The organism is Polaribacter cellanae (assembly GCF_017569185.1).
Lineage (GTDB): Bacteria > Bacteroidota > Bacteroidia > Flavobacteriales > Flavobacteriaceae > Polaribacter > Polaribacter cellanae.
Genome location: NZ_CP071869.1, coordinates 3,812,059 through 3,834,378 on the forward strand (window position 1 = coordinate 3,812,059; position 22,320 = coordinate 3,834,378).

The following is a 22,320-nucleotide window of genomic DNA, read 5'->3' on the forward strand; positions in this document are numbered from 1 at the left end:
ATTTTAATATTATAAATTCAAAGGAATTAAGATATAACGTCCTGTTAAATCATTAAACCAGATATCATAGTTATCTTCTACAATTACTGGAATTGAACCACCACCATCAGTAGCAACACCAGAGAAAGAAGTAGTGCTTCCCCATTTTGCATTAGCATCAGTTACAAATTCTACTTTGCCAGGTATTAGTTTAATATTATTTGCATACCATATATGACCGTCAAAAGCCAAAGGAGTCATTGCAACATTTGCTGTACTTGTACCTTGTAATGATAAGCTTGCAGGACTCGTTTTTCCTGTAGCATCAAAAGGCTCCATAGTATAGGTTTTTGCTTTAAAATCTATTTTAAAAGAATAAAAACCAGTTGAAGCAGCTCCAAATCTTCCAGGGTCACCAGCTTGAGTTGTTGGGTTTCCAGCAATTTTTCCAGCAGTTTTAAAACCATCATTTCCTTCATCTTCAATTACTCCCCATTGTGGTTGCCATTGTCCTTTATTTTCTAAGATTTTAAATCTTCCTTCACCAAGATCTCCATTATCATTTTTTATTAGACCTGTGTAATAAAACACATTGCTGTCTTTTTCATCTCTAAATAAAGGAGGGTTGTTATTGTCGTTATTCCACCCTGGAGCAACTCCATTACCTACTAAGTAATAATCTTCAAAAACATAATTAAAGTAAGGATATATACTTAACATAACTGTATTAGAGTTCGCTTTTTCATTTTTATCAGTTCCTAAAGAAGAAACAATTCTTACATAGATATCTGCCCAATTAAAAGGGTTTAAACCTGTATTGCCAGCAATTGAATTTAATTCGCTTGTAGATAAAGTAAGAGAAGTTTTACTAGAAAGTGTTGATGCAGTTACAGGTTCTGCAAACGTATCATCTTTAGAAAACTGAATTGCATAATTAACAACCACTTGAAAACCATAATCTGCTTCTTCCCAATTTAATGTTAAAGCAGGGTTTGATGTATTTACAGCATCTAGTTCTAATTTGGTAAAATTTAATTCTGCCAAAACAGGAGCTGTTCGTTGCGATACCGCGAATGTTTCAGAAGTATCTTCGCAAGATTGGAAAAATAAAAGTATTATGCCAATGATACTAACTGCTGAAAATATTTTTATATTTTTCATCATTTGTAATTTGTGTTTAAAATTAGTAGCCTAAATTTTGCGTTAAATTAGGGTTTGCTTGTAATGCAGAAGAAGGTATAGGATACACATTGTAATTACTTGGAATTGATGTACCATCTTTTACCCCACCTTTCCAAGGCCATAAATATGAGTTTCCTGTAAATTTACCATAACGTATTAAATCTGTACGCCTGTGACCTTCTAAATTTAATTCTCTTGCTCTTTCGTTTAAAATAAACGGTAAACCATTAGACTCATTACCTTGTATATCAGTTGCTGTAACTGTAGAGGCTTTAGAGCGTTCTCTAAGATCATTTACATAACCTACAGCAGTTGCAATATCTGCTTCAGAAGAACCTTTTACTGCACACTCTGCATACATTAAATAAGCATCTGCTAATCTAAATAATGGAAAATCTGTACTAGAAAATTTTGAAGGAACAGAAGCACCAGAAAAGTTTGTGTTTCTAAATTTTACTGAAGGATAACCATTAGTCCATTCTTTGTAATCATCCATTTCATACGTATGTCCATTTGTAAAAAACAATGCAGCTCTTTCATCAGTAGTAGTAGATAAATCTCCATATAAACCATACCAAGCTTTTGATGCTCTATGACCACCCCAACCTTCTGTAGCACCAAATTGAGCTAAAGGTGTAGTATCTGCATTTAAGCTACCATTAACTATATAAGTAGTGTTACCAAAACTTTGGCTTACTTGTGCATCTGCAATTAAAGGGAAAATAATTTCTGTTGATGTGTTATTGTCTCCAGAAAAAAGACTTACAAAATCGTTTGCTAATGTATAACTACCTTCAGTAATTACTTTTTTCGCATAAATTGCAGCTTTGTCATATTGAGGTGTTCCTGTGTAAACCTCTGCATTTAGATATAACTTAGCTAATAACATTTGAGCTGCCGCTTTTGTTGCTCTACCATAATTATTAGAAGTTAATAAAAGAGGTTCAATAGCTAGCAATTCTGATTCCACGAAGTTATATAATTCTAACCTTGAAGCTTCAGGTAATTGTTCAGTTTGTCCGTAAGTTTGCTCAGTAGCAAGTACACCTTTACCAAAAACATCAATTAAATAAAAATTAGCTAATGCTCTAATAAAACGTACCTCAGAGATAATAACTTCTTTTTTATCTACTTCTACATTTGGTAATATAGATAACAGATTATTACATTGTGGTATTGTAAAGAAAATTCTATTATATAAATATCTAAAGAATTTGTTTTCTGGTGTCCAGTTGCTTGTGGTAGTTAATTGGTCTAAACCATTATCTCCCCATCTGTTTTTCATACCATCTGCAGCAAAATCTTGCAGGTTTACAATTCCTCTTAAAAAAGGAGATTCTCCAGCATCATCACTAATATCAGAACTACCAGAACCAGCAGCTCCAGAAAGTGCAAAAGAACCATATAATCTAGAAAGAATACCTTCTACAGCTTGTGGATCTTGTGCTAAAAGTTCTTCTAAAGATAATTCTACTTCAGGTTTTGTGTCTAATTCATTTATACAGCCCGTAAATAGCGTACAAACAACGACAAAACTTGTGAATAATTTTAAAAATTTGTTTTTTATATTTTTCATAATTCTATTCATTAAAAATCAATATTTACACCAATATTATATATGGTTGCTCTAGGGTAGAAGTTATTATCTATTCCTGAAAAGTTTTCAGGATCTTGTCCTGAATAGTTTGTTATTAAGAAAGGATTGTTAACAGCACCATAGATTTTTAAACCTACACTTTTAAATACATTGTTTAATGTATGACCAAGCACAATATTTTCACATCTTAAAAAAGAAGCATTTTCTAAAAAGTAATCTGAATATTGAATTGGATCTAAAATGTTTGTAAAAGCAGGGTTTGCTTCTCCTGCAGAAAAATCTAAGGCATTGTTAAAGAATGTACCATCTAAGGATTGTGTATTTCTAATAACACCATTGGTTAATCTTCTAGAGTTATACACTTCTCCATCTAACTGACCTCTAAAACTTGCACTAAAATCCCAGTTTTTAAAGTTTACATTAAAACCAAAACCAAATGTCCAGTTAGGTTGTATGGCTCTATAATACCTATCATCTTCAGTAATACTGCCATCTCCGTTTAAATCTACAAAAGAACCTAAAATAGGGTTTCCTGCATTGTCATATACTTGTTTTAATACCCAAGCAGAACCTGCTTGTTGCCCAACAGCATGTCTTAGCAAAATATTACCAGTTCCAATAGCAAGACCGCCATTTGGAGCGTTTATTTGTTTAACGCCTTCCAAGTCAGATACTTCTGTGTAATTATAAGACAAGTTACTGTTTAAAGAAACATCTAAATCTTCTTTTCTTATAATGTTTGCATTTAAGTTTAATTCAAAACCTTTGCTATCTGTAGAACCTATGTTTTGTATTACTTGATCACTTAAAGCTTGTCCAGGAGGAACTGTAGCAACTACTAATAAATCTGTAGTTTCTCTTTTATACACATCAAAAGAACCAGAAATAAAACTGTTTTTGAAGAAGTCGAAATCTATACCTACATTGTAAGTAGTAGTTTTTTCCCAAGTTAAATCTGGATTGAATTCTTTAGCGTTGTATAAATTTACACCACTTATATATTGGCTTTCTGGAGATCCAATTTCAAATAATGGAGTAGAAGGATAAAAACCTACTTGACCAGAAACATCTTGTTGTCCTGTTTGCCCCCAACCAATACGCAACTTAAAATCATTGATAAATTCTACGCCTTTTACAAAACTTTCTTCTTTTAATTTCCAAGCTAAGGCTGCAGAAGGGAAATAACCCCATCTGTTTTCTTTTGTAAAGAATGACGATCCATCAGCTCTTAATGATAAAGTAACTAAATATTTGTTTGCTAAATTTAAGTTTGCTCTACCAAAAAATGATTGTAAATTTAATTCGTTAAAGTATCTGTTTGTAGGATTTAAAGGATTAACGTTTGGAATCCTTACACCAGAAGTAGGGTCTGTTATATAAAGATCTTTGGTGCCTTCATTTCTAAAATTCTGATAAGAATAGCCTCCTTGTACATCAAAATTATTGATGAATGATTCATCTAATTCTTTTCGATATGCTAAATAACCTTCCATTGTTGTGTTTTTTATATCTTGGTTTTCACCATAACTCTTTCCAGAATTAAAAATATAAGTACCTAATGGCTGATTTGTGTCTGGAACCAATGTGTAAGAATTTATAGCATTGTCAGCATAAACTTCTTCAATCTCTGCAGTAGAAGCTTCTAAGCCTAAATTTAACACAGCTCTTAATTCAGGCAAATTATGAAATTTATAATCAAATTCTACATTTCCTAAAATACGTTTTACCTTTTCTGGTCTTGTTCTCTGTAATAAAACGCCTAAAGGATTACTTGCGCCTGCTTTAGCGTTAGGAGCATTGGTATCTGTAGAAGGTCTATATTGTTGATAGAATCCGCCAAAAAATGAGCTACTATCATAAATAGGTTTTGTTGGATCCATAGAAATAGCACCACCTAAAGCGCCACCATCATCAATAGAGTTTTTATCTACCAAAGTTCCTTTAGCATTAATGTCTATTTTTAAGTGTTTGTCAAAAAATTTAGGTGTTAATCTTAAAGATCCTGTAATTCTTTGGTAATCATTTGTTTTCACAACACCTTCTGTGTCATTAAAACCTACAGAGGCTCTAAGTGGTATTTTTTTGAATAGGTTTGCACTAACACCAAAATTATAATCTTTTGTAACAGCGGTTCTATAAATTGCATCTTGCCAATTTGTATTAAAGATTTGGCGTTTAAAAGAGTTTCCATTTTTGTCTTTAAGTGTAATAATTCTACTTGGCTCATTTGTGCTAACAGAACCAACAGGCACACCTAAAGCTTCTAAGCTATTAGGATAATACTTTTTAGCAAAATTTACAAATGTATCAGAGTTCATTACCTGAATTTGATTTCCAGGGCTTATTGCACTAACAGAAGTTCTTGTAGAGAAGTTGTATTTAGTATCTCCAGAAGTTCCTTTTTTAGTTGTAATAATAAGTACACCATTAGAAGCTCTAGAACCATAAATAGCAGTTGCAGAAGCGTCTTTTAATATAGAAAAGCTTTCAATATCATTTGGGTTTATTAAGCTTAAAGGGTTACCAACACCAGCAACACCACCATTGTCTAGTGGTACACCATCAATAACAATTAAAGGTGCATTATTACCAGAAAGAGAAGAACCTCCACGAATTCTAATATTTGGTGCAGCATCTGGTTGTCCACCAGCATTCGTAATTCTAACACCAGCAGCTTTACCTTGTAATAACTGATCTGGAGAAACTACTGCCCCTTTGTTAAAGTCTTTTGCAGAAATTACATCTACAGAACCTGTTAAGTCTTCTTTTTTAACACTACCATAACCTACAATAACAATTTCATCTAACTGTTCTGAAGATTCTTTTAGAGTAACAGTTAAATTATATTTAGATGCTATTACTAGTTCTTTAGTGGTGTAACCAAGATATCTAAAAACCAAAGTATCACCCGTTTTTACTTTATCTAAAGTAAAATTCCCATCAAAATCTGTTTCAGTACCTCTTTGTGTACCTTTCAAAACAACACTTACACCAGGCAAAGGTTCGCCTGTTGCTTTTTCTTTTACAATACCTTTTACTGTTTGTTGTGCAAACATGCTAAAAGATGTAGTTAAAAGAAGTCCTATTAACAATAATTTAAATTTTTTCATGTATAATTTGTTAAATAATAACTGTAAATTTGATTTGTGTTAACAATAAATTTACATTCCACTTTGTAAATATATACAGACAACCCTTGTTTTCAATAGAATAAAATTTACGAAATCGGTTTCGTGTTGACAACTTTTTCTTAGAATTTATCATTAAATTAGCAAAATAGCGCATTAAAATTTATCATTTCATAAAAAATGAAGCAAAAAATTACAATTAAAACAATCGCAAAGGAATTAGGAGTTTCTACATCTACAGTTTCTAAAGCGTTAAAAGATAGCCACGAAATTAGCAAGGATACCAAAGATAAGATTCAAGCTTATGCTAATCTTTATAACTATAAACCTAACAATTTAGCGCTTCAACTTCGTAACCAAAAGACGAAGGTAATAGGAGTTATTTTGCCTAAAATTGTACATCATTTTTTCTCTACAGTAATTATGGGTATAGAGGATGGAGCCAATGCAAAAGGCTATAATATTATGGTTTGTTTCTCTAACGAATCTTACAAAAAGGAAGTAGAAACGTTAAAGGTTTTATCGAACGGAAGTGTAGATGGTTTAATTATTTCAATAGCGAGTGAAACGCTTGAAAATAAGGATTTTAATCATATAAAAGGATTGGTTTCTGAAGAGATTCCATTAGTGTTATTTGATCGAGTTGTAGACGAAATATCTTGTGATAAAGTAGTGGTAGATGATGTTGGTGCAGGTTACAAAGCAACAAAATATTTAGTAGAAAATGGATGCAAAAAAATAGCATTAATAACCACACCAAACCACGTAAATGTTGGAGCTTTAAGAAGGCAGGGTTACGAGAAAGCTTTAATTGAATCGTACATTAAAACTGATAAAAACTTAATTGTAGAGGTCGATGAAAGCAAAGACATAAAACCTCAAATAGAAAAAGTCTTTCATGAAGATATTGATGCTATTTTCGCAGTAAACGAAATTTATGCTGCAAATGCAATGAGAGTAGCGAAAGAGAGAGGTTTTACAGTACCAAAAGATATGTCTGTAATTGGTTTTACAGATGGTTTAATATCGGAATATTCTTCGCCATCCATTACTACAATTGCACAACATGGTTTTACGATGGGTAAACAAGCAGTGGAGTTATTAATAGAAAGAATAGAAAATGAAGCAGAAATTTTTAAACCTAAAAAAATTGTGATTTCCAGTGACTTAAAACTACGAGAATCTACGAAAACGTCGTCGTAACTTTTATAGTGGTTTTTTATCAATTTGATAAAAAAAACATATATTTGTTGCATTATTAAGGTTTATCAATAAATTACATTCCACAAAATTTATTAATTGATAAGTCGAAAAACTTATCGTAATATTCATTTATAATATTCGATAATGGAAAAGCGTAAATTAAGCTTCTGGCAAATCTGGAACATGAGTTTTGGGTTTCTAGGAATACAATTTGGATTCGCCCTTCAAGGTGGATTTATGTCAAGAATTTTTCAAACTTTAGGAGCAGGAAAGGAAGATATTCCTTTGCTGTGGATTGCTGCACCTTTAACAGGTTTACTTGTACAACCAATTATTGGTTATATGAGTGATCGAACCTGGAGTGTAAAATGGGGTAGAAGAAGACCTTACTTTTTAATAGGGGCAATTTTAAGTTCTATTGCCTTGTTTTTAGTGCCAAATTCACCTGCTTTATGGGTTGCTGCTGGTTTTTTGTGGATTTTAGATGCTTCCATAAATATTTCTATGGAGCCATTTAGAGCTTTAGTAGCAGATAAATTACCAGAATCTCAACGTTCTTACGGTTTTGTTGTTCAAACATTAATTATAGGAATTGGAACTTGGATTGCCAGTAATTTACCTTGGATGGTTTCTCAATTAGGAGTTAGTAATGTTGCTGAATCTGGAGTTGTACCAATGTCTGTAAAAGTTGCTTTTGCAATTGGAGCTTTTGTTTTTTTAGCAAGTATTCTATACACTGTTTTTACAACGGATGAATATCCACCAGAAAACATGGAAGAATTCGAAAGAGAAAAAGTAAAAAAGAATAATTTTATTCCTGATATTTTAAATAATATTGGAAGTATGCCTTTAACTATGAAAAAGTTAGGAATTATTCAGTTCTTTTCTTGGTTTGCATTTTTTACAATGTGGAGTTTGGCAAATCCTGCTTTGACAGAGCATGTTTATAGATCTCCAGCACCCATTGAAACCGATTATAATATGCAAGATTTGGCACAAAAAGATGCTTTTGTAGTCGCAAACACAAAGTTTCAAGAATCTTCTAACTTGGTGGGGTCATCAATGGGAATTTATGGTTTGTCTTCTATGGCTTTCGCTTTATTATTAACCTTGTATACTTCAAAAAGAAATATCAATAGAAAATATGTTCATATGTTTTCATTAATTGCTGGAGGTGCAGGTTTTTTATTAATGAATACTGCTTCACCAGAATCTCTAAAATACTGTTTTGTATTAATCGGAATTTCTTGGGGAAGTATTCTTTCCATGCCTTATGCAATGTTATCGAGTTCTGTGGATCCTAAGAAAATGGGGGTTATTATGGGTATTTTTAACATGTTTATTGTAATTCCACAAATTATGGCTGCTTTAGGTGGTATTAATTATGTTTCCAGTTTAATTGGAGAAGAAGCAATCAATGCAATGACAGTTGCAGGAGTAAGTTTAATAATTGCTGGTTTGTGTAATTTACTAATTACTAACAAAAAAGCAATTCGTTATCAAGAAGAAATTTAAAATTTAAAATGAAAAAAGGATTTATATTCGATTTGGATGGTGTTATTGTAGACACTGCCAAATATCATTATTTAGCATGGAAAAATTTAGCCAACGAATTAGGTTTCGAATTTACCAAAGAACAAAACGAATTATTCAAAGGTGTTAGTAGAAAACGTTGTTTAGAAATTTTGTTAGAAATTGGTAAAGTTGAAGCAACACAAGAACAATTTGATACTTGGATGATCGAGAAAAACGTTGATTATTTAAAGTACATAGAAAATATGGACGCTTCTGAAATACTACCAGACGTTCCAAAAATATTAGAGTATTTAAAAGATAGAAAACACCCAATTGCATTAGGTTCTGCAAGCAAAAACGCACAACCAATTTTAGAAAAAGTAGGTTTATTATCTTATTTTGATGTAATTGTAGATGGTAACAATGTTACCAAAGCAAAACCAGATCCAGAAGTATTTCTTCTTGCTGCAGAGCAATTAGGAGTAAATTCAAGCGATTGCGTGGTTTTTGAAGACGCTGTTGCAGGCGTACAAGCTGCAAACAGCGCAAAAATGATTAGTATAGGAATTGGAGATGCTAAAGTTTTATTTGAAGCAAAATATAATTTCAACGATTTTACAGAAATCGATACCAATTTTATACAAGATTTAATCAATAAAAATTAACAACACTCTTAGCATTTCCTGCAAGGTTTTTAAAACCTTGTAGCTATAAAATTAAAGTTGCAAAATAGTTTAATTATTGTTTTTAGAGAATAAAAAATAAATACCTACAAGGTCTTTGAAACCTTGCAGGAAAATAAAAAAATAAAAAATGAATCAAGATTATATCATACCCAATGATTGGTCCATTATAGAAGAAGGTTTTAATCCAGAAATGGTAAAATCGTCCGAAAGTCTATTCAGTATTGGTAATGGAGCAATGGGTCAAAGAGCTAATTTCGAAGAAAATTACTCGGGTACCACTTTTCAAGGAAGTTATATTGGTGGTGTTTATTACCCAGACAAAACAAGAGTTGGTTGGTGGAAAAATGGTTATCCAGAGTATTTTGCAAAAGTTTTAAATGCACCCAATTGGATAGGAATCAACGTAACTATTAACGACGAAAAATTAGATTTACATACTTGTAAAAAAGTGTCTAATTTTAAGCGAGAACTCAACATGAAAGAAGGTTGGTTGTCTAGAACTTTTGAAGCTGAATTGCAAAACGGAATCAAAATTAAAGTTGATACAAAGCGTTTTTTAAGTTTAGAATTAGATGAGGTTGGTGCAATTAATTACAACGTAACGCTTTTAAATGCAGATGCAAAAATTACCTACACACCCTATATAGATGCAGGAATTACAAATGAAGATACCAATTGGGACGACCAATTTTGGGATATTTTAGAAGTTGTACAAAACGAAAAACAATCTTTTATTCAAGCAAGAACTATGAAAACGCACTTTTACACGTGTACTTTTATGGAATCTCGTTTGTTTATAAATAATGATGAAATTTTAACTTTCTGTAACAATTCTAAAACAGAAAATACTGCCTCTTGCACTTATCAACAAGAAATTAAAAAAAATAAAACATTTACAATCCATAAATTCGGAGGATATGTGGTGGATAGAGATTATAATAAAAACGAATTGATTACTGCAGCAAAAGATGTTTTAGACAAAGCAGTAAGTTTTGGTTTCGACGCTTTATTAGAAATGCAAAAACAATCTTGGACAGAGATTTGGAAAATGTCCGACATTACTATTAAAGGTGATGTAAAAGCACAACAAGGAATTCGTTTTAATATTTTTCACTTAAATCAAACTTATTTAGGAACAGATTCAACTTTAAATATTGGTCCAAAAGGGTTTACAGGAGAAAAATATGGAGGAAGCACATATTGGGACACAGAAGCCTATTGCATTCCATTTTATATGGCAACAAAAGACCAATCTGTCGCACGAAAATTATTAGAATATAGATACAATCATTTAGAAAAAGCGATTGAAAATGCGACAAAACTCGGTTTTAAAAACGGAGCAGCCTTGTATCCAATGGTTACCATGAATGGCGAAGAATGCCATAACGAATGGGAAATTACATTTGAAGAAATTCATAGAAATGGAGCCATTGCATTTGCAATTTTCAATTACCATCGTTTTACAAACGACTATTCTTACATTCCAGAAAAAGGCTTGGAAGTGTTAATAGGAATTGCACGTTTTTGGCATCAAAGAGCAACATTTTCTACCCATAAAGATAAATTCATGATTTTGGGAGTAACAGGTCCAAATGAATATGAAAATAACATCAACAATAATTGGTACACAAATTACATTGCAAAATGGTGTATTAATTATGCTTTGGAAAATATAGAACTTGTAAAAACAGACCATATTTCAGATTATATTAGAATTAAAGAAAAAGTTTCTTTTACAGATGATGAATTAATTGGATGGAAAAAAGTGGCAGACAATATGTATTTTCCATATTCGGAAGAGCACAATGTTTTCTTACAACAAGATGGTTTTTTAGACAAAAAATTAATTACTGTTGCAGATTTAGATAAAAGTCAAAGACCTATTAATCAGAAATGGAGTTGGGACAGAATTTTACGTTCTCCATACATCAAACAGGCAGACGTTTTACAAGGTTTCTATATGTTTGAAAATGATTTTTCTACGGAAGAATTAGAACGTCATTTCGATTTTTACGAACCATTTACAGTCCATGAAAGTTCACTTTCTCCATGTGTACACAGTATTCAAGCTGCAAAGTTAAATAGAATGGAACAAGCGTATACTTTTTACTTAAGAACATCGAGATTAGATTTAGACGATTACAATCACGAAGTAGAAGAAGGGTTACATATTACTTCTATGGCTGGAACTTGGATGAGTATTGTAGAAGGTTTTGGTGGAATGAGAGTGCTAAACAATACACTTTCTTTTGCACCAAAAATACCAAAAGAATGGCAAACCTATTCGTTTAAAGTTAACTTTAGAAACCAGATTATAACTGTAAATGTTTCTCAAAACGAAACTGTTTTTGAAATTGATGGAAATAACGAAATAAACATTTTGGTCAATGGAAAATTAATTACAGTTTCTCCAAATAATTTGGTAACTGTTTAATTAGAATTACAAACATACGAGGTTTAAATTAGATAAATTATGAAACCACTTAAAGCAATTTTATTAACTTGTTTGATAACTATTTTTTCTTGTAAAAACGAAGAAACCAAAGAAAATACTCCTAAAATTTCTATTTCAAACACCTCTTTAGAAAGAGTTGAGCCACCCAATTGGTTTATTGGTTTCAAAAATTCTTCACTTCAATTATTGGTAAAAGAACCCAATATTGGTAATTTTACACCTTCTATTTCTTATAAAGGAGTTTCTATTGAAAAAGTACATACAGCAAAAAGTCCGAATTATTTATTTATCGATTTAAAAATTGATGCATCAACAAAAGCAGGAAAATTCGATATAGTCTTTAAAGATAAAAAGGGAACAAAAAAAACACATACCTACGAATTAAAAAAAAGAGAAAAACCTGCAGATAATTACGTTGGTTTTAATAGTTCTGATGTTATTTACTTAATAACGCCAGATCGTTTTGCAAATGCAGATCTATCAAACGATATTGGTTCTAAAACATCAAAAAGCAATGAGAATGTAGAATCTTTTCAGTTTTTAAAAGAAAATAAAATAGATAGAAATGATGATTATGCAAGACATGGAGGAGATATAAAGGGAATCACCAATCATTTAGATTATATAAATGAGATGGGATTTACTGCAATTTGGTCTTCACCTTTACTAACAAACGACATGCCAAAACAGTCTTATCATGGGTATGCAATTACAGATTTGTATGAGATCGATCCTCGTTTTGGAACGTTAGCAGATTACAGAGAATTGGCAGATAAAGCCAAAGAAAAAGGCATTAAATTAATTATGGATCAAGTCGCCAATCATTGTGGTAGCGAACATTGGTGGATGAAAGATTTGCCTTTTGAAGATTGGGTAAATTATCAAGAAAATTTCGAAAATAAAGGCGAATTAATCACTTCAAATCATAGGAGAACTTCGAATCAAGATGTATACGCTTCAAAAATTGATAAAAAACAAAACGCAGATGGTTGGTTTGTTTCTACAATGCCAGATTTGAATCAGAAGAATTCATTTATGGCAAAATACATCATTCAGAATAGTATTTGGTGGATAGAAACCATTGGTTTAGGTGGAATTAGACAAGACACTTATCCTTATCCAGACAAGCAGTTTATGAGTGATTGGGCTGGAGCAATTATGACAGAATATCCGAATTTTTCTATTGTTGGCGAAGAATGGAGCTACAATCCGTTATTAATTGGTTATTGGCAAAAAGGCGCAAATAATAGAGATGGTTACGAATCTAATTTAACTTCTACGATGGATTTTGCCATGCAAAGAAAAGTAGTAGAAGCATTAAATGAGAAAGAATCTTGGGATACAGGTTTGGTGAAAATTTATGAAGGCTTAGCAAACGATTTTCATTATGCTTCACCAAAAGACATTCTAATTTTTCCAGACAATCATGATATGAGCAGAATTTACACGCAATTAAATGGCGATTTAGAAAACACAAAAATGGCACTTGCTATGTATTTAATGATGCCAAGAACTCCGCAAATTTATTACGGAACAGAAATTTTAATGGACGATTTTAAAAAACCAGGCGATCATGGTTTAATTCGTACAGATTTCCCTGGAGGTTTTAAAGATGATAAAATAAATGCATTTACAGGCAAAGGTTTAAAACCAAGCCAAAAAAATATGCAATCTTTTCTTAAGAAATTATTGAATTTCAGAAAAAATTCTAAAGCAATTCACGAAGGAAAGACAGTGCATTTTGCACCCTTTATGGGAACGTATTTCTTGTTCAGGGTTTTAAAGGATGAAGTTGTCGTAAACATCATCAATAAAAATGAAAACCCAATTACAATCGACTTAAAACGATATAAAGAAATTGGTTTACAAGGAAAAATATTAAAAAATATAATTACAGAAGAAAAATTTACTTGGGGAGATTCCATAGAATTATCTAAAAAAGGAAGCATTCTTTTAACCACAAAATTGAATTAAACAAACCTCAAAAGTTTTTAAAACCATTGAAGTTTAGGAGAATATAAAAAAAAACTAATAATTAAGAGTCTGTAAGTTCGAGTGATTTCGATTTTTCATCGAAATTGTATCGAGAACATTTAAAAACTAATTATGAAAAATATTAAAATTCTTTTTCCATTACTTTTTATATATATTGTTGGTTTCGCTCAGAATTCTAATAGAGTTTTTAAGAACATAGAACAAACTAAAAACGGATTAGAAATAAATGTAAATGATGGTAAATATCTAATCACTTTTATTAACGAAAAAATAGTGGAAACTACTTTTTTTCCTAAAGGAGAAGAAGTAAACATGAAATCTCATGCTGTAGTTCTAAAAGCGGAAGATTTAGAAATTACACCTGTTTTAGGCAACCAAAGTGAGTTTTTTTCAAACGGAATTTCAGTTCATGTAAATCACAATCCATTTCAAATTATTTATAAGTATAATAACGAAGTTATCATTTCAGAAAAACAAGGGTATTTCAAGTCGAAACACATTCCTCTAGAAAATGTAAAAGGAAATATTATTGCAAAAGAAACAGAAAAAATCGAATTCAATTTAACGGATAACGAAGTTTTATATGGAGCAGGAGCAAGAGCTTTAGGAATGAACAGACGTGGAAATCGTTTGGCATTATTCAACAGAGCTCATTATGGTTATGAAACACATTCAGAACTGATGAATTTTACGTTGCCAATTGTAATTTCATCAAAAAAATACATGCTTCATTTCGATAATGCACCTGTTGGTTATTTAGATTTAGACAGTAAAAAAGACAATTGTTTAACGTATGAAACCATTTCTGGAAGAAAAACCTACCAAGTAATTGTTGGCGATTCTTGGATAGATTTAATTGATAATTATACCAATTTAACAGGAAAACAACCTTTACCACCAAGATGGGCTTTAGGAAATTTTTCAAGCAGATTTGGGTATCATTCTCAGCAAGAAACAGAAAACACGATTGCTAAATTTAAGTCAGCAAAAATTCCTGTAGATGCTGTAATTTTAGACTTGTATTGGTTTGGAAAAGACATTCAAGGAACCATGGGGAATTTAGAAGTTTACAAAGATTCTTTCCCAGATATAAAAGGAATGATTTCAAATTTTAAAAACAAAGGAGTAAAAACAGTATTCATTACAGAGCCATTTATTTTAACCAATTCAAAAAAATGGAATGAAGCTGTAGAAAAAGATGTTTTGGGGAAAGATTCTGTAGGAAATCCTGCAAAGTATGATTTCTATTTTGGAAATACAGGAATTGTAGATATCTATAAAAAAGAAGGAAAAGATTGGTTTTGGAACATTTATAAAGACATTTTAAGTTTAGGTGTAAAAGGACTTTGGGGAGATTTGGGTGAGCCAGAAGTACATCCAACTTGGGTGCAACACGCAACAGGTTCTGCAAACGAAGTCCACAATACGTATGGTCATGATTGGGCAAAACTAATTTTTGAAGGTTATAAAACCGAGTTTCCAAACGAAAGACCTTTCATTTTAATGCGAGCAGGTTATTCAGGCTCACAACGTTTTGGAATGATTCCCTGGTCTGGAGATGTAAATAGAACTTGGGGAGGTTTGCAAAGTCAGCCAGAAATTGCGCTACAAATGGGCATGCAAGGTTTTGGCTATATGCATTCCGATTTAGGTGGTTTTGCAGGTGCAAATTTAGATGATAATTTATATGTAAGATGGTTACAATATGGCGTTTTTCAGCCTATTTTTAGACCACATGCACAAGAAGATGTAGCAAGTGAACCCGTTTTTAGAAGCGAAAAAGCAAAGAAATTAGCAAAAAAAGCAATTGAATTGCGTTACAAATTGTTGCCTTACAATTACAATTTAGCATTCGAAAATAATCAAAAAGGAACGCCATTAATGCGTCCGATTTTCTTTGAAGAAGATGCAGAAAAATTAATGAGTAATTCAGAAACGTATTTATGGGGAAAAGATTTTTTAATCACGCCAATTTTACAAGATTCTGTAAAAACGAAAGAAATTTATTTTCCAAAAACGGCAAATTGGTTCAATTTTTATGTTGATGAAAAAATAGAAGGAGGACAAACAAAAACTGTAAAAGTGAAAGAAAAATCAATACCCACTTATGTAAGAGGTGGCGCTTTTATTTTGATGACAGATGTTGTGCAAACCACAGACAATTACAAAGCCAATAAATTGGAACTGCATTATTATTATGATGCTTCTGTAAAAGAAAGTGAAAGAACTTTTTATAATGATGATGGAATTACAGCAAATGCTTTCGAAAAAAGAAATTACGAGTTGTTAGAATTTGAAGCAGAAATCTCCAAAAGATGGTTAGAAATTGAATTGGAAGCCGAATTTGGTAGCAATTGGCAATCATCAGAAAAAGAAATAATGTTGGTTATTCATAACATCAATTGGAATCCTAAAAAGATAAAAGTTGCAGGTAAACGAAAAAGAATTACACCGCAAAATAATGTTCTAAAGATTCCAGTAAAATGGAATCCTAAAAAAGAAGTAGCAATAAAAATATCATTAAAATAAACCGAATTATTAATTTAAAATAGTGAATTGAAAAAGATAAAGAGCTTTTAAAGTTTAGCAGTTTTAGACCTCAAAGGTTTTTAAAACCTCTGTGGTCTTTTTTAATTTGAAGCAACATAAAATAAATATTAATTAAATATGAAACAAAAAAATATTTTTTTAGCCACAGTTTTTATATCAATTCTAATGAGTTGTAGCACTCAAAAAGATTCAGAAAAGAAGATGAAGAGTACAATTACGAAGAAAAAAACAGTTGTTTATCAAGTTTTTACACGTTTGTTTGGCAACACAAATACCACCAACAAACCTTGGGGAACGATTGAAGAAAATGGAGTTGGAAAATTCAACGATTTTACAGATAAAGCGCTAACTGAAATTAAAAATTTAGGAGTTACACACATTTGGTACACAGGTGTTCCACATCATGATGTAATTCGCGATTATACAAAATACGGCATTTCTAATGACGACCCAGATGTGGTAAAAGGTAGAGCAGGTTCGCCTTACGCAGTAAAAGATTATTATAATGTAAACCCGGATTTGGCAGAAAATGTAGAAAACAGATTGCAAGAATTTGAGGCTTTAATAGATCGTTCGCATAAAAACGATTTAAAAGTGATTATAGACATCGTTCCAAATCACGTTGCAAGAAATTACCAAAGTTTAACAAATCCAGAAGGAACCAAAGATTTTGGAGCAGATGATAATACTTCTGTGGAATATCATGTAAATAATAATTTTTATTATGTGCCAAACAAAGCATTCGAAGTTCCCGATTTTTTAAATGACTACAAACCTTTGGGTGGAGAAAAACATCCACTTTCTGATGGTAAATTTGATGAAAATCCTGCAAAATGGACAGGAAATGGCGCGCGTTCTCCAAAACCCAATTTTTATGATTGGTACGAAACTGTAAAAGTAAATTATGGAATTTCTCCTGATGGAAAAAAAGATTTTGACGAATTACCAGCAGGTTTCGAAAATGAAGATTACAAAAAACATTTCGAGTTTTGGAAAGATAAAAAAGCACCAAATTCTTGGATAAAATTTAGGAATATTTGCTTGTATTGGATAGAAAAAGGTGTGGATGGTTTTAGATATGACATGGCAGAAATGGTACCAGTAGAATTTTGGAGTTATTTAAATTCTGCTATCAAAATGAAAAATGAAAACGCTTTTTTATTGGCAGAAGTGTACAATCCGAGTTTGTATAGAGATTACATTAAAAAAGGAAAAATGGATTATTTGTATGACAAAGTGCAGTTGTATGACACCATAAAGCACGTTATGCAAGGTCATGGATTAACAGATAATATTCCACCAATTTTAGAAGATTTAAAAGATATTGAGCATAATATGTTGCATTTTTTAGAAAATCATGATGAGCAAAGAATTGCGAGTCCAGAATTTGCAGGAAATGCTTTAAAAGGAAAACCAGCAATGGTTATTTCTACAACCATTTCCACTGCACCAACCATGGTTTATTTTGGACAGGAATTTGGAGAAGATGGTTCAGAAAATGCAGGGTTTGGAAGTCCGTCAAGAACATCAATTTTCGATTATGTGGGTGTTCCTTCTCTACAAAGATGGGTAAATGATAAAAATTTCGATGGAGGACAATCTACCAAAGAAGAACTCGATTTAAGAGATTTTTACAAACGCTTATTAAATTTTACCATTAAAAGTGATGCTTTAATGGGCGAATATGTAGATTTACACAACTATAATAGAGAAAATACGCAAAATTACACGCATAAAATTTTGTCTTTTGTACGTTTTTCTGAGGATGAAAAGTTAGTAATTATTTCTAATTTTGATGATAATGAGGTTTTTAAATTTCAGTTAAAAATTCCTTCAGAAATTATTAAAAAATGGAATTTAAAAGACGGAATCTATAAAATGAAAGACCAACTATACAATTCGAAATCATTTAATTTAGAAGTAAATAATTCAGAAGGAAATATCAATATTGTTATCAATCCTTTAGAATCTTTTATCTTAAAAATTCAATAATAACTTACTACTAAACCTCAAATATTTTAAAAACCTTTGAGGCTTGAAATAATACATTTAATTATGAAAAAAATACTCTTTATCTTCATTTTTGCATCTATCGTTGGTTGTAAAGAGAATTTATCAGGAAAAACAAACCCAAAAGAAACTGCCAAAACCGAATTTGTTTGGGAAGCCGCAAACTTATATTTCCTATTAACAGATCGTTTTAATAACGGAGATACTTCCAACGATATTAATTTCGACAGAACTAGAGAAACTGGAAAATTAAGAGGTTTCGAAGGTGGAGATATTAAAGGAATTACTCAAAAAATTGAAGAAGGTTATTTTACCAAATTAGGTATCAATGCCATTTGGATGACGCCAATTGTAGAGCAAATTCATGGAGGAACAGACGAAGGAACAGGACTTTCTTATGGTTTTCATGGGTATTGGGCTAAAGATTGGACGAAAATCGACCCCAATTATGGAACAAAAGAAGATTTAAAAGAGTTGGTAAAAGTTGCGCACAAAAACGGAATTCGTGTGGTTTTAGATGCTGTAATTAATCACACAGGTCCTGTTACAGAAAAAGACCCAGTTTGGCCAAACGATTGGGTTCGTACAGAACCACAATGTACATATGACAATTACGAACATACAGTTTCTTGTGCGTTGGTTAAAAATTTACCAGATATTAAAACAGAAAGCAACGAAAATGTAGCACTGCCTCCACAATTAGTTGCAAAATGGAAAGAAGAAGGACGTTATGAGCAAGAAGTAGCAGAATTAGATGCGTTTTTCGAAAGAACAGGATATCCAAGAGCACCAAGATTCTACATTATAAAATGGTTGACAGATTATATTACAGAATTTGGAATTGACGGTTACAGAGTAGATACAGTAAAACATACAGAGGAATTTGTATGGCAAGAATTCAGGAAAGAATGCGATTTCGCTTTTGCAGAATACAAGAAAAATAATGCAGATAAAGTTTTAGATAACAATGGTTTTTATTTGGTAGGAGAAGTGTATAATTACGCAATTTCTCACGGAAAAGCCTTTGATTTTGGCGATAAAAAGGTTAATTATTTCGATAAAGCTTTCAATAGCTTAATCAATTTTGAGTTGAAATGGAATGTAAAACAACTGAAAGCAAAAGAGGTTTTTTATAAATACGACTCTATATTAAGTGGCAATTTAAAAAACTACGGGATCATGAATTATCTGACCTCTCATGATGATGGACAACCTTTTGATAAAGAAAGAAGTATGCCATTTAAAACAGCGACCATGTTGTTGTTAACACCTGGAACTTCGCAAGTTTATTATGGAGATGAATCTGCCAGAGATTTAACAATCGAAGGCACAATTGGTGATGCAACTTTGCGTTCTTTTATGAATTGGAGTGACATCAACAATAACAAAGAAACACAGAAAATTCTAACACATTGGCAAAAATTAGGTCAGTTTAGAGCAAAACATCCTGCAGTTGGTGCAGGAAAACATACTTTAATATCCGATAAAAATGGTTTAACTTTTTCAAGAGTTCGAAATGATGATAAAGTAATTATTGGAATTGATATGTTCGAAAATAAAATCGACATTAAGGTATCTTCAATATTTAAAAATGGAGACGAATTAAGAGATGCGTATTCCAACCAGAAGGTAAAAGTAAAGGATGGAAAGGTACATTTTGTATCTGAATTTAATGTTGTATTATTGGAAAAAAATAAAATTTAGACATGAAAAACCAAAGTTTAATCGCCTTATTTATAATTTCTTTATCGCTATTTTCTTGTGGTGTAGCTTCATCGAAAGTAACTTCTCCAGACGAAAATATTGTAGTAAATTTTTATTTATCAAACGAAGGACAGTTTTTTTATACCATTAAGTATAAAGAGAAATCAATTATAGATACTTCTTTTGTTGGGTTTAAATTATTAGATGCTCCAGATTTAGAAAAAGGTTTTATTGCCAGAGTTAAAAAGCCAAATAAAGTAGATGAAACATGGCAAATGCTTTGGGGAGAGCAAGAAAATGTTGTAAACAAATACAATGAAATTCGAATTGAACTCGAAGAAAAAGAAAATTTAAAAAGAAAGGTAAACCTTGTTTTTAAAGTTTATAATGATGGTGTTGGTTTTCGATATGAATTCCCTAAGCAAGAAAACTTAAAAGAAGTTTTAATTGCTGAAGAAAATACAGAATTCAACTTAACAGAAGACTATAAAACCTTTTGGATTCCTGGAGATTGGGATATTTATGAGCATTTATATAGTACTACAAAATTATCGGAAATTGATGCAGAATCCTACATTCCAAAAACGAATTTGGCACAAACTTACATACCAGAGAATGCTGTAAATACACCAGTAACTTTAGTTGGCAAAAACGGAATTCATTTAAGTTTTCATGAAGCTTCTTTAGTAGATTATGCTGGAATGACTTTAAAAGTGGATACCAAAAATTTAGGTTTTAAAAGTAGTTTGGTAGGTTCAAGAAATACAGCATATAAAGTAAAGAGAACAGCTCCTTTCGTAACTCCTTGGAGAACGATTCAAATTACAGAGAATGCTCCAGATTTAATTCAGTCGAATTTAATCGTCAATTTAAACGAACCAAATAAATTAGGCAATATTTCTTGGTTTACACCCATGAAATATACAGGAGTTTGGTGGGAAATGCATTTAGGAAAGTCTTCTTGGGATTATGGAATGGAAATGGTTGATGGAAAATGGACAGATACTGGAAAAGCGCATGGAAAACATGGTGCTACTACAGAAAATGTAAAACGTTTTATCGATTTTTCGGCAAAAAATAACATTGGAGGTGTTTTAGTGGAAGGTTGGAATACTGGTTGGGAACACTGGATTGGTTTTGAAGATAGAGAAGGAGTTTTCGATTTTGTAACTCCATATCCAGATTATAATTTAGATGAAGTTACTTCTTATGCAAAGGAAAAAGGAGTGCAAATTATTATGCATCATGAAACTTCTGCAGCAACAGAAACTTACGAAAAGCAACAAGATACTGCATATGCATTAATGAAAAAATACGGAATGCATGTAGTTAAATCTGGTTATGTTGGTAAAATCCTTCCAAAAGGAGAATATCATCATGGACAATATATGGTAAATCAATATAACAATGCAGCTATAAAAGCTGCAAAATATGAGGTTGCTGTAAACGCACATGAACCAATCAAGGCAACAGGTTTAAGAAGAACATATCCAAATATTATTTCGAGAGAAGGTTTACGTGGGCAAGAATTTAATGCTTGGGCTTCAGATGGAGGAAACCCGCCAGAACATTTATCGATTGTAGCTTTTACAAGAATGTTGGCAGGTCCCATAGATTTTACACCTGGTATTTTTAACATCAAATTTGATGAATATAAAAAAGAAAATCAAGTAAATACAACATTGGCACATCAATTGGCTTTGTATGTGGTTGTTTATAGTCCAGTGCAAATGGTTGCAGATTTAGTAGAACATTATGAGGCAAATCCTGCTCCTTTAGAATTTATTAAAGATGTTGGAGTAGATTGGTCTAAAACCAAGATTTTAAATGGAGAAGTTGGCGATTTTGTTACCATTGCAAGAAAAGAGCGTAAAACTGGTAATTGGTTTTTAGGAAGTATTACCGATGAAAATTCTCGTGAAATAACTATTAATTTCGACTTTTTGGATGAGAATACCTCGTATGAAGCTAAAATTTATAAAGATGGAAAAAACGCACATTGGAACGACAATCCTTTAGATATAGATATTGAAACCGTAGAAATTACTAAAAAAGATAAGCAAACATTTACTTTAGCAGCAGGTGGTGGTTTGGCTATTAGTATCCAGAAAAAAGATTAATCTTTCGTTACTTTATTGTATTCGCTAATCATGTAATATGCCCAAATAACCACGCATATTCCAACAAATACGGAAAAATATAAAACGATATTATTTGCGCTCACGATGTATAAGTTTTATGTAAATCATTATACCCAATAATGTTGGCACCCAAAGTCCAATAAAAATTCCGTGTAATTTTTCACCAGTTAAAAAA

12 protein-coding genes are annotated in these 22,320 nt (G+C 31.6%); 9 read left to right on the forward strand and 3 right to left on the reverse strand.

Translation table 11 applies throughout. The features are described from left to right. Positions 1 to 9: 9 nt before the first annotated feature. From J3359_RS16870 to J3359_RS16880, 3 genes are read right to left on the reverse strand one after another with little or no spacing between them, the layout of a single operon-like run. Positions 10 to 1,140 carry a SusE domain-containing protein gene (locus J3359_RS16870; RefSeq protein WP_243765948.1) on the reverse strand — a complete coding sequence of 377 codons (1,131 nt, stop codon included), beginning with the start codon at positions 1,138 to 1,140 and terminating at the stop codon, positions 10 to 12. A 22-nt stretch (positions 1,141 to 1,162) separates the two neighbouring features. After that, on the reverse strand, positions 1,163 to 2,737 hold the full coding sequence (locus J3359_RS16875; protein ID WP_208078265.1) for a RagB/SusD family nutrient uptake outer membrane protein: 1,575 nt from the start codon (positions 2,735 to 2,737) through the stop codon (positions 1,163 to 1,165). 11 nt (positions 2,738 to 2,748) lie between these two features. Beyond that, on the reverse strand, positions 2,749 to 5,868 hold the full coding sequence (locus J3359_RS16880) for a SusC/RagA family TonB-linked outer membrane protein (protein WP_208078266.1): 3,120 nt from the start codon (positions 5,866 to 5,868) through the stop codon (positions 2,749 to 2,751). Positions 5,869 to 6,066: 198 nt separating this feature from the next. Between J3359_RS16880 and J3359_RS16885 the strand changes: the two genes are divergently transcribed. The 9 genes from J3359_RS16885 to J3359_RS16925 all read left to right on the forward strand — a co-directional run bounded on the left by J3359_RS16885 (position 6,067) and on the right by J3359_RS16925 (position 22,124). After that, positions 6,067 to 7,089: a LacI family DNA-binding transcriptional regulator gene (locus tag J3359_RS16885; protein ID WP_208078267.1), complete on the forward strand. Its 1,023-nt coding sequence runs from the start codon at positions 6,067 to 6,069 to the stop codon at positions 7,087 to 7,089. 144 nt (positions 7,090 to 7,233) lie between these two features. Beyond that, positions 7,234 to 8,604, forward strand: coding sequence for an MFS transporter (locus tag J3359_RS16890; RefSeq protein WP_208078269.1), 1,371 nt, complete (start codon positions 7,234 to 7,236; stop codon positions 8,602 to 8,604). A gap of 8 nt (positions 8,605 to 8,612) precedes the next feature. Further along, on the forward strand, positions 8,613 to 9,269 hold the full coding sequence (pgmB, locus tag J3359_RS16895; protein WP_208078271.1) for a beta-phosphoglucomutase: 657 nt from the start codon (positions 8,613 to 8,615) through the stop codon (positions 9,267 to 9,269). Between the two features lie 148 nt (positions 9,270 to 9,417). Further along, positions 9,418 to 11,724 carry a glycoside hydrolase family 65 protein gene (locus tag J3359_RS16900; protein WP_208078273.1) on the forward strand — a complete coding sequence of 769 codons (2,307 nt, stop codon included), beginning with the start codon at positions 9,418 to 9,420 and terminating at the stop codon, positions 11,722 to 11,724. A 39-nt stretch (positions 11,725 to 11,763) separates the two neighbouring features. Next, a complete protein-coding gene (locus J3359_RS16905) occupies positions 11,764 to 13,719 on the forward strand; it encodes a glycoside hydrolase family 13 protein (protein ID WP_208078274.1) in 1,956 nt (651 codons plus the stop codon). A 132-nt stretch (positions 13,720 to 13,851) separates the two neighbouring features. Continuing rightward, positions 13,852 to 16,269, forward strand: coding sequence for a TIM-barrel domain-containing protein (locus J3359_RS16910; RefSeq protein WP_208078276.1), 2,418 nt, complete (start codon positions 13,852 to 13,854; stop codon positions 16,267 to 16,269). Positions 16,270 to 16,407: 138 nt separating this feature from the next. Beyond that, positions 16,408 to 18,282: an alpha-amylase family glycosyl hydrolase gene (locus J3359_RS16915; RefSeq protein WP_208078278.1), complete on the forward strand. Its 1,875-nt coding sequence runs from the start codon at positions 16,408 to 16,410 to the stop codon at positions 18,280 to 18,282. A 63-nt stretch (positions 18,283 to 18,345) separates the two neighbouring features. After that, a complete protein-coding gene (locus J3359_RS16920) occupies positions 18,346 to 20,004 on the forward strand; it encodes an alpha-amylase family glycosyl hydrolase (RefSeq protein ID WP_208078280.1) in 1,659 nt (552 codons plus the stop codon). A gap of 2 nt (positions 20,005 to 20,006) precedes the next feature. Continuing rightward, positions 20,007 to 22,124 (forward strand): glycoside hydrolase family 97 protein, encoded by a 2,118-nt coding sequence (locus tag J3359_RS16925; RefSeq protein WP_208078281.1) that lies wholly within the window; start codon positions 20,007 to 20,009, stop codon positions 22,122 to 22,124. Positions 22,125 to 22,320 lie beyond the last annotated feature (196 nt).